This is a genomic window from Actinacidiphila sp. bgisy160 (assembly GCF_965342435.1).
Taxonomy (GTDB): Bacteria; Actinomycetota; Actinomycetes; order Streptomycetales; family Streptomycetaceae; genus Actinacidiphila.
Genome location: NZ_CBDRCM010000046.1, coordinates 1 through 12,999, shown reverse-complemented (window position 1 = coordinate 12,999; position 12,999 = coordinate 1). Strand labels below are relative to the sequence as shown.

The following is a 12,999-nucleotide window of genomic DNA, read 5'->3' as shown; positions in this document are numbered from 1 at the left end:
TCCAGCACGACGCACCGCCGACCGCACCCAGACGGTTCCCGCACCTCGCAGTGAGGATCCAAGGTGAGCAGGTCCGGGGAAGTGCCGAGCACGGGGTGGCGAAAGTCAGATCAGACATCCCCGACACTCCTCGCACTCGCCCGCGGCGGGCCCGTGCGATTCGTCGCCGGGCGCTGTTCGCCGAGTGCGCGGGCGAGTTGCTCACGGAGCCGCTGGTTCTCCTCGGTGAGGCGCCGGATGCGGGCGTTGGCGGCTTCGAGTCGCCGCAGCATCGGCAATGTGCCGGTTGTTGTCAGCTGACGTTCCTGGCAGACCGCCGGCCACGAATACCGCGCGTCCGTGAGGTACTCCAAGAACAGCCACAGCGGCCTCCGCTGCTTGCGTGCAACGCAACATCGTTGAATCGGCTACGCGGCCTTCGGGAACGCCCAGCTCATCGACGAACGAGGGGGTGCCGACGATCGGTCGACACCCCCTTGAGCTGCCGTTCAGGCGGATCGGCTACACCTGCGAAATGTTGCAGCAGATGCAATTCCGCCTAAGTCTCAGCTGCAGCCGCTGGTGGAGCCACAGCCCTCGCAGAGGTAGCAACTGCCCGCACGGCGCATCTTCGTGCCGCAGGAGAAGCAGAGCGGGGCGTCGGCGTTCAGGCCGAGCTGGATCTCCAGCAACTCCGTGGAGTTGTGGGCGGTCTTCGCCGCTGGGGTCGCCGCGGCCTCGGGCTTGGCCGTGGCGGCCGGCTTGGGCGCCTCGGTCTGGCGCGGGGCGGACTGCGCCAGGCCCTCGACGTCGACCTCATCGGCGGCGGGCTCGTACGAACCCGTGTCGAGATGGCGCTGACGCTCCTCGGCGGAGTGGATGCCGAGGGCGGAGCGGGTCTCGAAGGGCAGGAAGTCCAGCGCCAGGCGGCGGAAGATGTAGTCGACGATCGACTGCGCCATCCGCACGTCCGGGTCGTCGGTGAGGCCGGCCGGCTCGAAGCGCATGTTGGTGAACTTCGAGACGTAGGTCTCCAGCGGCACCCCGTACTGCAGGCCGACCGAGACGGCGATGGAGAAGGCGTCCATCATGCCCGCGAGGGTCGAGCCCTGCTTGGACATCTTCAGGAAGACCTCGCCCAGACCGTCGTCCGGGTAGGAGTTGGCGGTCATGTAGCCCTCGGCGCCGCCCACCGTGAAGGAGGTGGTGATCCCCGGACGGCCCTTGGGGAGCCGACGGCGGACCGGGCGGTACTCGACGACCTTCTCGACCGCGGCGGGGGCGGCGGCCACCGCCTCCTCGGCCTTCTTCTCCGCCGCCTTCTTCTTGGCGGAGAGCGGCTGGCCGACCTTGCAGTTGTCGCGGTAGATCGCGAGCGCCTTCAGGCCGAGCTTCCAGCCCTCGTAGTAGATCTCCTCGATCTCCTCGACGGTCGCCGACTCCGGCATGTTGACCGTCTTGGAGATGGCGCCGGACAGGAACGGCTGGGTCGCGGCCATCATCCGGACGTGGCCCATCGGCGCGATGGAGCGCTCGCCCATGGCGCAGTCGAAGACCTCGTAGTGCTCGGGCCTTAGGCCGGGCGCGTCGATGACGCTGCCGTGCTCGGCGATGTGGGCGACGATCGCCTCGATCTGCTCCTGCTGGTAGCCGAGGCGGTGCAGGGCCTGCGGGACCGTGTTGTTCACGATCTGCATGGAGCCGCCGCCGACCAGTTTCTTGAACTTGACCAGGGCGAGGTCCGGCTCGATGCCGGTGGTGTCGCAGTCCATCATCAGGCCGATGGTGCCGGTCGGGGCCAGCAGGGAGGCCTGCGCGTTGCGGAAACCGTTCTTCTCGCCGAGGCGCAGGACGTCCTGCCAGGCTTCGGTGGCCGCGGCCCAGACCGGGGTGTCCAGGTCGTCCATCCGCGTGGCGACGGCGTTGGCGTCGGAGTGCTGCTTCATGACGCGCTTGTGGGCGGTGGCGTTGCGGGCGTAGCCGTCGTACGGGCCGACGACCGCGGCGAGCTCCGCGGAGCGCTTGTAGGAGACGCCGGTCATCAGCGAGGTGATCGCACCGGCGAGCGCGCGGCCGCCGTCGGAGTCGTAGGCGTGCCCGGTCGCCATGAGCAGGGCGCCGAGGTTGGCGTATCCGATGCCCAGCTGCCGGAAGGCGCGGGTGGTCTCGCCGATCTTCTGGGTCGGGAAGTCCGCGAAGGAGATGGAGATGTCCATCGCGGTGATGACGAGTTCGACGACCTTGGCGAAGCGCACGGCGTCGAAGCGCTGGTTGCCCTTGCCGTCGTCGTCCAGGAACTTCAGCAGGTTGAGCGAGGCGAGGTTGCAGGACGAGTTGTCCAGGTGCATGTACTCGCTGCAGGGGTTGGACGCGGTGATGCGGCCGGTCTCCGGCGTGGTGTGCCAGTGGTTGATGACGTCGTCGTACTGGATGCCGGGGTCGGCGCAGGCCCAGGCGGCCTCGGCCAGCTTGCGGAAGAGCGCCTTGGCGTCGACCTCCTCGATGACCTCTCCGGTCATCCGGGCGCGCAGGCCGAACTTGCCGCCGTCCTCGTACGCCTTCATGAACTCTTCGTTCACGCGCACGGAGTTGTTGGCGTTCTGGTACTGGACGGACGTGATGTCGTCGCCGCCCAGGTCCATGTCGAAGCCCGCGTCGCGCAGGGCGCGAATCTTCTCCTCCTCCTTCACCTTGGTGTCGATGAAGGCCTCGACGTCCGGGTGGTCGACGTCCAGGACGACCATCTTGGCCGCGCGGCGGGTGGCGCCGCCGGACTTGATGGTGCCGGCGGAGGCGTCCGCGCCGCGCATGAAGGAGACAGGGCCGGAGGCGTTGCCGCCGGAGGAGAGCAGCTCCTTGGAGGAGCGGATGCGCGAGAGGTTCAGGCCCGCGCCGGAACCGCCCTTGAAGATCATCCCCTCTTCCTTGTACCAGTCGAGGATGGACTCCATGGAGTCGTCGACCGAGAGGATGAAGCACGCCGAGACCTGCTGCGGCTGGGCGGTGCCGACGTTGAACCACACCGGGGAGTTGAAGCTGAAGACCTGGTGGAGCAGGGCCCAGGTCAGCTCGTGCTCGAAGATCTCCGCGTCGGCGGGGGACGCGAAGTAGCCGTGGTCCTCACCGGCCTTGCGGTACGTCGTGACCACACGGTCGATCAGCTGGCGGAGGCTGCTCTCGCGCTGCGGGGAACCCACGGCGCCGCGGAAGTACTTGCTGGTGACGATGTTGACCGCGTTCACCGACCAGAAGTCGGGGAACTCCACGCCGCGCTGCTCGAAGTTGATCGAGCCGTCGCGCCAGTTGGTCATGACGACGTCACGGCGTTCCCAGACCACCTCGTCGTAGGGGTGCGTCCCCGGGGTGGTGTGGATGCGCTCGATGCGCAGGCCCTTGGCAGCCGGGGCCGCCGCGGCCGCCTTGCCGGCCTTGGCTCGGGAACCCCTTGCCGGGCCGCTCGTCGTCTCTGTCATGTGCCGCCTCCCATTACAGGCATTACAGGTAAAACGCCCTGAAGCGCCGCGGTCTTCCCGCGCCGGTGTCTCTCACGGCCGGTGCACCCCCCCAGGTGCCCGGCAAGTCTGGTGCCGGTGTGTCGCCGCTACTCCGCGGCGACGGCGGCGGTGGGGACGGCCACGTCCCGGTCCCGCCCCCCGGTGTCGTTCGGTGGCCCCTGGTCGCGCAGCTCGGCGATCGCCGCCTCGAAGTCCTCGAGCGTGTCGAAGGCCCGGTAGACGGAGGCGAAGCGGAGATAGGCGACCAGGTCCAGGTCCTTCAGCGGGCCGAGTATGGCCAGCCCGACATCGTGGGTCGACAGCTCGGCGCTGCCCGTGGCGCGCACCGCCTCCTCGACGCGCTGCCCGAGCTGGGCGAGGGCGTCCTCGGTGACGGGCCGGCCCTGGCAGGCCTTGCGGACTCCGGCGATGACCTTGTTCCGGCTGAAGGGTTCGGTGACCCCGCTGCGCTTGATGACCATCAGCGAGGCCGTCTCCACGGTGGTGAAGCGGCGGCCGCAGTCGGGGCACTGCCGGCGACGGCGGATCGAGGTGCCGTCGTCGGTGGTCCGGCTGTCGACGACGCGGCTGTCGGGGTGTCGGCAGAAGGGGCAGTGCATCGTTTCCCTCTCCCTCCCTCACCCACGGTGAGCGCACGGCTTCTGAGCCCGAGGGGCCGGTCAGGGCCCCGCGAAGCAGCCACAAGCATAGGCGATCCGGAAGGGTCTGATGACCCGGGGACCACTACTTGTGGGGGCAGGACCCCATCCAACCACTAGATCTGGTGGCGTGGTGGCCAAACGCACCCATCGCGCGAACCGCGTGTCGCGGCTCGCCGACGGGACGGGAGCCTACGCGACGCGCGGCCTCCCGGGAGAGCCGGGGCGCGAGTGACACACTGGGTGTACGGATCGTCACGACTCGCGCATCATGGAGCCGGACGGGCGGACAGGAGGCGACGACGCAATACCGGCCCGCGGAAACGGCGTTCGGAACCCGAATGCCGGATGAATTCGAATTCATATTCGATCAATACCATCTGCAGCTTGATCGCAACAGTGGATCAGCACAAATTCACTCGAACGTGTGTTTGGCGCAACCTTTCGAAAGCAACTACCGTTGTCCTACTAGGGAGAACATCTCGAGAGGGGCCGCCGTGACCACCACCGCCGACAGCGCCACATTGACCGCCCATGACCGCCCCCAGGACCGGCTACGCCCGATGGAAGCGATGAACGACGAGACGCCAAAGCCCGCGCGAGCGCTACCAGGACGACCTCCGGGAATCCGGGCGGACAGTTCCGGACTCACCGACCGCCAAAGGCGCGTCATCGAGGTGATCCGGGATTCCGTCCAGCGGCGCGGATACCCGCCTTCCATGCGTGAGATCGGCCAGGCCGTCGGGCTGTCGAGCACGTCGTCGGTCGCCCATCAGCTCATGGCGCTGGAGCGCAAGGGCTTCCTCCGGCGTGATCCGCACCGCCCCCGTGCGTACGAGGTGCGCGCCTCCGACTCCGCGCAGGCGCAGCCCACGGACACCGCGGGCAAGCCCTCCGCGTCGTACGTTCCCCTGGTGGGCCGGATCGCCGCCGGTGGCCCGATCCTCGCCGAGGAGTCCGTGGAGGACGTGTTCCCGCTCCCCCGCCAGCTGGTGGGCGACGGCGAGCTGTTCGTGCTCAAGGTCGTCGGTGACTCGATGATCGAGGCCGCCATCTGCGACGGCGACTGGGTGACGGTGCGCCGTCAGCCGGTCGCGGAGAACGGCGACATCGTCGCGGCGATGATCGAGGGAGAGGCCACGGTCAAGCGCTTCAAGCGCGAGGACGGGCATGTGTGGCTGATGCCCCACAACGCCGCCTACCAGCCCATCCCGGGTGACGAGGCCACCATCCTCGGCAAGGTGGTGGCGGTGCTGCGCCGGGTCTGAGCCAGGACCCGCCCGTGACCGGGCCCCGGGACCTCTGCGCCGGTTCCGGGGCCCCGTTGTGGGCGGGGGCTGTTCCTGTGCGCTGCCGGGGGTCGCCCCGGCGACGTCACTCGGCCGCCGAGGCGGCGGCGTCGATGGCGGCCAGCGAACGGCGGACCTGGTTGCGGTCCGTTGTCTGCCAGAAGTCCGGCATCGAGGCCTTGATGAAGCCGCCGTAGCGGGCCGTGACCAGCCGGGGATCGAGGACGGCGACGACCCCGCGGTCCCCGGAGGCCCGTACCAGCCGGCCGGCGCCCTGCGCCATCAGCAGGGCCGCGTGCGTGGCGGCCACCGCCATGAAGCCGTTGCCGCCCTTCTCCTCCACCGCCTTCTGGCGCGCGCTCATCAACGGGTCGTCCGGGCGGGGGAACGGGATCCGGTCCATCACCACCAACTGGCAGTTCGGCCCGGGCACGTCCACGCCCTGCCAGAGCGAGAGGGTGCCGAACAGGCAGGTGCGGGCGTCCGCGGCGAAGCGGCGGATCAGCTCGCCCAGGGTCTCCTCGCCCTGCAGCAGGATCGGGTGGTCGATGCGGCCGCGCAGCGCCTCGGCGGCGCCCTGAGCCGCGCGCATGGACGAGAACAGCCCGAGTGTGCGGCCGCCCGCGGCCTCGATCAGCTCGGTGAGCTCGTCCAGCATGTCCTCGCGGCCACTGTCCCGGCCGGGCTGTGACAGATGGCGGGCGACGTAGAGGATGCCCTGCTTGGGGTAGTCGAAGGGCGAGCCGACGTCGAGGCCCTTCCACTCCGGCGGGTCCTCCTCCCCCTCGGCCGCCACGGCGCCCTCAGGGGCCAGTCCCAGTGAGGCCGCGACGCCGTTGAAGTCGGCGCCCAGCCGGAGCGTGGCGGAGGTCAGGACGACGGAGCGCTCGGTGAACAGCTTCTCCCGCAGCAGGCCGGAGACGCTGAGCGGGGCCACCCGCAGCGAGGCACCGAAGCGGTCGTGGCGCTCGTACCAGACGACGTCGTAATCCGAGCCCTCGACGATGCGCTCGGCGACCTCGTGGACGTTCTCCGTGGCGGCGAGGGCCATCTTCCGGACGGCGTCCTCGTCCTGCACGGAGCGGTCACGGGTCTCGCCGAGCGAGGTGATGACCAGACGGCACGCGTCGCGCAGCGCCATCAGGGCGTAGCGCAGATCCTCGGGCAGCTCTTCCAGACGCCCGGGGAGGGCCAGTTCCATGAGCCGTTCGAAGCCCTCCGACGCGCTCATCAAGGCGTCCGCGGCCTTCTCGTTGACCAGCTTGGCCGCGAGCTTCACCGTCCGGTTGACCCGGCCGGGTGTGAGCTCACCGGTGGCGACGCCGGTGACGCGCGAGACCAGTTCATGGGCCTCGTCGACGACGAGCACCTCATGGCTGGGCAGGACGGGCGCGCCTTCGAGGGCGTCGATGGCCAGCAGCGCGTGGTTGGTGACCACGACGTCGGCGAGTTTGGCGCGCTCGCGCGCCGCCTCCGCGAAGCACTCGGCGCCGTACGCGCAGCGCGAGGCGCCCAGGCACTCGCGGGAGGTCACCGAGACCTGCTGCCAGGCACTGTCGGAGACGCCGGGCGTCAGGTCGTCGCGGTCTCCGCTCTCGGTCTCGTCCGACCAGTCGCGCAGCCGGAGCAGGTCCTGACCGAGCTTGCTGGTCGGCGCGGCGGCCTCGAACTGGTCGAACAGCCCGTCGCCCTCGTCCTGCGGCACGCCCTCGTGGAGCCGGTGCAGGCACAGGTAGTTGGAGCGGCCCTTGAGCATCGCGAACTGCGGCTCGCGCCGCAGCAGCGGATGCAGCGCGTCGACGGTGCGCGGCAGGTCCCGCTCGACGAGCTGGCGCTGCAGGGCCAAGGTCGCGGTGGCGACGACCACGCGCTCGCCGTGGGCCAGCGCGGGCACCAGGTAGCCGAGCGACTTGCCGGTTCCGGTGCCGGCCTGGACGAGCAGGTGGGAGCCGTTGTCCACGGCTTCGGCGACGGCTTCGGCCATGGCGACCTGGCCGGGCCGCTCCACCCCGCCGACCGCGGAGACGGCGGCGTGGAGGAGGTCGGTGAGGGCGGGCTTCGAGGGCTGTGTCATAGCGGGTCCAGCCTACGGGGCGGCACCGACAACGCGGTCGCCACCGCCCGTACGGCGACCCTCCCGCGTGGCCGGCGGGTCACAGGAGGTGACGCAGTGCGCGGTCGCGGACGACGAGTGCCGCCCGCTTGCCCGGCAGGTCGACCTCCGCCGAGAAGCGGAAGCCCGCGGCGAGGAAGGCGGCGACGGACGGGGTGTTGCGCAGGTCCGGCTCGGCGATCACCCGGGTGCAGCGGGGCCGCTGCCGCAGTGCGTGGTCGGCCACGGCTCGCAGCAGGATGCCGCCGAGCCCGCGGGCCCGGTCGGCGACGGGGCCGATGAGCAGGTGGAGCCCGGTGTCGTGGGGGCGGGCCGGGTAGTAGCGGGCCACCGGGTCGAGGTCGGCCCGGTAGATCTCCCAGTAGCTCATGGGCACCCCGTCGAGGACCCCGACGCACGGCACGCTGCGCCCGTCGCCGTCGAGCTGGGCGCGCAGGTGCCGCTCGGCGACCTCGGGCCGGCCCGCGAGGTCCCAGAACTCGGCGACGGCGGGGTCGTTCATCCAGTGGGCGATGACGCGCAGGTCGCGCTCGGGACGTACGGGGACCAGCTGGAAGGTGCCCGCGGGGGTGCCGACCGGGCCCCAGTCGGCGACGCCGTCGAGGAGGTCGTCGAGCGGGGCCGGGCCGCCGGCGCGGTCGTCGGCCGTGACGTCCTCGTCGAGGAGGGCGAGGACGTCGGCGGGCAGTTCCAGGTCAAGGGTGTCGTCGGCGTTCCCGGGCGGGGACACGGGGGCGGGGGTGGGGTCGGCGGTCGCCACGGTGGTCGCGGCCTCCTCTCGTCAGGTGGTGAGGGGGTTGGGGACGGCGACGTAGACGGACTGGGTGTCGACGGGGCCGACCAGCTCGTCCATCCCGTGCAGCCGGGTGAGGAGGTTGGCCTTGCAGCGCAGCCGGGGCTCCTCCAGCAGCCGCGCGGGCAGCCCGGAGCGGCCGGTGCGGGCGGCCTGCTCCAGGAAGCGGCGCAGGGCGGCGAGGAGCACCCGTTCGTCGGCGAGGCGCTGGGAGCCCAGGGCGCCGACGAGACCGAGGACGTTGTTGACGCCGAGGTAGTAGGCGAATCGCTCGTCGGCGACGGCGTCGGCCACGAAGGTGTCGCTGCTCTCGCCCGCTGCGGGCAGCAGGGCGGTGAGGGCCGCGCGCGCGGACTCGCGGAAGTAGTAGCCCTGGTTGTCGCGGTAGCGGCCGCCGGCCGGCCAGCCGTGGGGGTCGAGGACGACCAGCGTGTTCTGCTGGTGCGCCTCCAGGGCGATGCCCGCCTCGCCGTCGAGCCACAGGACCGGCCGGACCACTGCTTCCAGGTAGCGCAGGAACCACTCGGTGGCGACGGCCGCCACCGGTCGTCCGGTACGGGAGGCGAGCCGCGCCACCAGTTCGGCGAGCCGGGACCGCAGGGCGCCGCCGCCGTCCGGGGCGGGGCGCGGGGCCGTGACGCCGGCGAGGCAGCGCACCTCGTCGCCGGGGCCGAAGGGGTTGTGCCGCAGGACGACGTCGAGGCCGGGTACGGGAACGCCGGCGGTGGTGCCGACGGCCAGCCAGGCGGGGTCGCGGACGATGTCGAACCCGGGATGGACGGCGTGCCAGCGCGCGGCGAGGCCGGCCCGGAGCAGCCGGTGCACCTCGACGCCCCGGTGGAGTTCCTTGCGGAGGTTCTCGCGGCGGCAGTTGGTGATCCGCAGGGCCAGCGAGAGCTTGAGCATCGCGGGGGCGCCGGGCCGGTACACGGTGCGCAGCGAGGAGGTGGGGTGCCAGGGGTCGCCGGCGGCGCCGAGGTCGTGGAGCAGCCCGGCCTCCAGCAGGGCGCGCACCTGCGGACGGTGGGCGGCCTCGCGGGCCTGCCAGGGGTGGAGCGGCAGGGGCACGGTACCCGCGGGGAGCCGCCGGACGAGCTCCGGTCCGCCCAGTGCCGTCAGCAGCTGCTCGGCGGGTACGGGGCGGCCGCGTTCGGTCCAGGCGGAGTCGGTGGCCAGGAGCGAGCGGTGCACGGACAGCCAGTGCAGGGCGAAGGCCCCGCGCTGCTCCGGGGCGTACACCGCGGCCTCGGCCTCGGTGACTCCTTCCCGGCTCTTGGGTGCGGGGTGGAGCGGGTGGCCCAGGACGAGGTCCTGCTCCGCGTCGAGGAACGGGTGGGTGCCGTGGGGGGCGGCGGGGTGGGCGCGGCGTGCGGTGAGGAAGGCCGCGGTGCGGTGTACGGAGTCGGCGACCCGCGCGACGAGTCCGGGACCGTCCGGGCCGGGAGCGGCGGCCTCCCGTGCGAGCAGCGCGGCGAGGGTGACGGCGTCCAGCGGGGCACCTCCGGCGGCGGGGCGCGGGGCGCCGAAGCGGTGGTGGCCGACGGCCGACCAGTGGTGGACCGGGACGAGGAGCTCGGCGCCGGCGGCGGGCAACGGCACGCGCAGGGTGCGGCCGTCCGGCTCGGGCGGCAGCCCCGTCTCACGTACCCAGCAGCGCAGCAGGGCGTCCGTGCCGGCGGCGTCGGCGGCGGCCCACGGATCCTCCTGCTCCAGCGGGTCGGCGACGGGCGGCGGGGCCGCGGGGCCGGCCCGGCCCGGCAGGCCGGCCTCGGCGGCGCGCTGATGGGGGACGGCCGCGGTGGCTTCGTCGCCGGGACGTACGGTCATCGCTTCGCTCCGTGAGGGGTCGGCGCCCGGTGGGATCCCGCCCCGGGGGCGGGGCCGCTGGGCGCAAGGTCACGCCCGGACCGCCGTCGCGGCGACGAGGGCGTCGGCAAGGCGGTCCAGGACGGCTTCTGACTGTTCTTCGGTGATCGTCAGCGGGGGCAGCAGCCGGATCACGCTGCCGTCGCGGCCGCCGAGTTCGACGATGAGGCCGCGGTCGAGGGCGGCCCGCCGGACGGCCGCCGCGAGGCGGGGCGCGGTCGGGGGGACGCCCCGCGGCCCGGGGTCCGTGTCGGGGTCGACGAGTTCGACGCCGAGCATGAGGCCGCGGCCGCGGACGTCGCCGACGCAGGGGTGTTCCTCGGCCAGCGTCCGCAGCCGGGCGAGCATGCGGGCCCCGAGGAGGGCGGCGCGCTCGGCGAGGCCGTTGCGCCGCACGTAGCCGAGGGTGGCGGTGCCCGCCGCCATGGCGAGCTGGTTGCCGCGGAAGGTGCCGGCGTGGGCGCCGGGCCGCCAGGAGTCGAGTTCCTCGCGGTAGACGATGACGGCGAGCGGGAGGCTGCCGCCGATCGCCTTGGACATCACCATCACGTCCGGGACGACGCCGCTGTGCTCGATCGCCCAGAAGGCCCCGGTGCGCCCCACGCCGGTCTGCACCTCGTCGGCGATGAGCGGGATGCCGCGGGCCGCGGTGAGGTCGCGCATCCGCCGCAGCCAGGTGTCGGGGGCGGGGATGACGCCGCCTTCGCCCTGGACGGGTTCGAAGAGCATGCCCGCGGGCGGCTGGATGCCGCCCTTGGGGTCGTCGAGCAGGCTCTCCGTCAGCCGCGCGGACAGCTCTGCGCCTTGCTCCCCGCCCACCCCGAACGGGCAGCGGTAGTCGTACGGGTACGGCAGCCGCGTGACCCGCGCGTCGACGGTACCGCCGGCCGCCCCGCGCACGGCGGTGTCGCCGGTGGCGGCGAGGGCCGCGGCGGTCATGCCGTGGTAGCCGCCGGTGAAGGCGAGCAGTCCGCCGCGGCCGGTGGCGGTGCGGACGAGCTTGAGGGCGGCTTCGACGGCGTCGGTGCCGGCCGGGCCGCAGAACTGGATGCGTCCGTGGTCGGCGAGTTCACGCGGCAGGGTCTCGAAGAGGGCGGTGGTGAAGGCGTCCTTGACGGGCGTGGCGAGGTCCAGCACGTGGAGCGGGGCGCCGGAGTCGAGGAGGGCGCGGATGGCCTCGAGGACGACGGGGTGGTTGTGGCCGAGGGCGAGGGTGCCGGCGCCGGAGAGGCAGTCGAGGTAGCGGCGGCCGTCGGCGCCCTCGACGGTCATGCCCTGGGCCCGCACGGGCACGACGGGCAGCGAGCGGGCGTAGGTGCGGGCGGCCGACTCGCGCATCGACTGACGCCTCAGAATGCCCTCGGTGTCGTCGAACTCGGTGTCGGACTCGTGCTCGCCCCCGCGCACCGCCGGTCGGCTCCTCGCGCTCGGCATGGCGGCCACGTGCTCACTCCTCGGTGTCGGTGCTTGCGTCCCCGGAGCTACCAACGACGTACGCGCTGACCGGCAACTGTCTGGAGCGCAGATCCTGGTGAGGAACCGTCGGCGGGGCGCCCGCCGTCCTCCCCTTGAGGGCACGGTGAGGGGTCGCCCTCGAGTGGGCAGACGACTGTTGACAACGTGTTGACAACAGGGGGAGCGCAACCCATGGCACCGATAAGCCGGTTGGCCGCAGCCGCTGTCGCGGCGGCCCTGCTCGCCGTGACGGCGACGGCCTGCGGCCCGTCCGACGACAACGCCGACGCCAAACCCGGCCCGACACCCACCGCGACGGCCGGTGGCGGCGGCCTCCAGCTGCCGACCGCCCTCCCCACCAGCCTGGACGATCTGGACAAGTGGGCCGACGCTCTGAAGGACGGCGGGTGGAAGGACTGGGACAAGGACAAGTGGCTGCGCGACGCGGCCGACTTCATCAATCCCATCATCAAGGACCTCTGGGACGCCGACCGGCTCCGCAGCGCCGACGAGACCCCGGACGACGAGCAACGGCCCGACCTGGGGCAGGTGGACGACGGCACCAGCGACCCGGAGCCCGCCGCGATCCGGGCGCGGCACCTGCCGGCCCCGTACCACGGGGCCTCCCCGGCGACGGGCAAACTGCTCTTCGACATGCCCGACGGCCAGGCGGTCTGCTCGGCCACCGTGGTGAGCGACCCGGCGAACCCGGGCCGCAGCAACCTGGTGTGGACGGCGGGCCACTGCGTGCACGCGGGCGCCCGGGGCGGCTGGTACCGCAACATCGTCTTCGTGCCGTCCTTCAACGACACGGGCCTGAGCGGCGCCGCGCTGCGGAGCGCAGGCAAGGAGCAGCTGGCCCCCTACGGCACGTGGTGGGCGACGAAGGCGGGGACCTCCCAGCAGTGGATCGACGGGGGCGGGGAGTCCTCGCAGACCAGTTCCGCCTACCCCTACGACTTCGCGGTGCTGAAGGTGACCGATCCGGACTCGACCCGGTCGCTGGAGGAGACGGTCGGGGCCTCCGTGCCGGTCTGGTTCGACGCGCCCACCTCGGCCGGCATCGACTCCATGGACATCCGCGGCTACCCCGCCGCGGCCCCCTTCGACGGCTTCGGCTACCAGCAGTACCAGTGCTCGGGCGATCCGGTCCGCCTCGCGCTGAACGCGGGCGCGCCCGCCATGCACTGGCTGGGCTGCACCATGACGGCGGGCTCCTCCGGCGGCGGCTGGTTCGCCCGGGGGCCCGGCGGGAAGCCGGCCCTGGTCAGCAACACCTCCATCGGCCCGCAGGACAGCCCCCGCTGGCTGGCGGGCCCGCACCTGGGCTCCGAGGCCGAGGAGATCTTCG

The 12,999-nt window shown here is 72.3% G+C and carries 8 protein-coding genes; 2 read left to right on the top strand and 6 right to left on the bottom strand.

The genetic code is table 11. The annotated features are described in order from the left end of the window. Positions 1 to 545 precede the first annotated feature (545 nt). The gene (locus ACRWNP_RS28180; RefSeq protein WP_431966178.1) at positions 546 to 3,452 is read right to left on the bottom strand and encodes a vitamin B12-dependent ribonucleotide reductase; all 2,907 of its coding nucleotides are present in this window, start codon (positions 3,450 to 3,452) and stop codon (positions 546 to 548) included. Between the two features lie 128 nt (positions 3,453 to 3,580). Beyond that, complete coding sequence (gene nrdR, locus ACRWNP_RS28175; RefSeq protein ID WP_431966176.1) at positions 3,581 to 4,093, bottom strand: transcriptional regulator NrdR; 513 nt, start codon at positions 4,091 to 4,093, stop codon at positions 3,581 to 3,583. Positions 4,094 to 4,629: 536 nt separating this feature from the next. Here nrdR and lexA point away from each other — a divergent pair. Next, complete coding sequence (gene lexA / locus ACRWNP_RS28170; RefSeq protein WP_431966174.1) at positions 4,630 to 5,400, top strand: transcriptional repressor LexA; 771 nt, start codon at positions 4,630 to 4,632, stop codon at positions 5,398 to 5,400. A gap of 106 nt (positions 5,401 to 5,506) precedes the next feature. On the opposite strand, the gene ACRWNP_RS28165 is transcribed toward lexA, so the two are convergent. From ACRWNP_RS28165 to ACRWNP_RS28150, 4 genes are all read right to left on the bottom strand, one after another. Beyond that, positions 5,507 to 7,495: an ATP-dependent DNA helicase gene (locus ACRWNP_RS28165; RefSeq protein ID WP_431966172.1), complete on the bottom strand. Its 1,989-nt coding sequence runs from the start codon at positions 7,493 to 7,495 to the stop codon at positions 5,507 to 5,509. 79 nt (positions 7,496 to 7,574) lie between these two features. Then, positions 7,575 to 8,294, bottom strand: a complete 720-nt coding sequence (locus tag ACRWNP_RS28160; RefSeq protein ID WP_431966170.1) for a GNAT family N-acetyltransferase — start codon at positions 8,292 to 8,294, stop codon at positions 7,575 to 7,577. Between the two features lie 21 nt (positions 8,295 to 8,315). Further along, positions 8,316 to 10,154, bottom strand: coding sequence for an IucA/IucC family protein (locus ACRWNP_RS28155; protein WP_431966168.1), 1,839 nt, complete (start codon positions 10,152 to 10,154; stop codon positions 8,316 to 8,318). 69 nt (positions 10,155 to 10,223) lie between these two features. Continuing rightward, positions 10,224 to 11,627, bottom strand: a complete 1,404-nt coding sequence (locus ACRWNP_RS28150) for a diaminobutyrate--2-oxoglutarate transaminase family protein (RefSeq protein ID WP_431966259.1) — start codon at positions 11,625 to 11,627, stop codon at positions 10,224 to 10,226. 213 nt (positions 11,628 to 11,840) lie between these two features. Here ACRWNP_RS28150 and ACRWNP_RS28145 point away from each other — a divergent pair. Beyond that, on the top strand, positions 11,841 to 12,999 hold a 1,159-nt coding region (locus ACRWNP_RS28145; RefSeq protein WP_431966166.1), incomplete at its 3' end, for a trypsin-like serine peptidase.

Excerpts from the sequence above, each read along its gene's own strand:
- ACRWNP_RS28180 (WP_431966178.1), bottom strand. The coding sequence starts at position 3,452 with ATGACAGAGACGACGAGCGGCCCGGCAAGGGGTTCCCGAGCCAAGGCC.
- nrdR (WP_431966176.1), bottom strand. The coding sequence starts at position 4,093 with ATGCACTGCCCCTTCTGCCGACACCCCGACAGCCGCGTCGTCGACAGC.
- ACRWNP_RS28165 (WP_431966172.1), bottom strand. The coding sequence starts at position 7,495 with ATGACACAGCCCTCGAAGCCCGCCCTCACCGACCTCCTCCACGCCGCC.
- ACRWNP_RS28155 (WP_431966168.1), bottom strand. The coding sequence starts at position 10,154 with ATGACCGTACGTCCCGGCGACGAAGCCACCGCGGCCGTCCCCCATCAG.
- ACRWNP_RS28150 (WP_431966259.1), bottom strand. The coding sequence starts at position 11,627 with ATGCCGAGCGCGAGGAGCCGACCGGCGGTGCGCGGGGGCGAGCACGAG.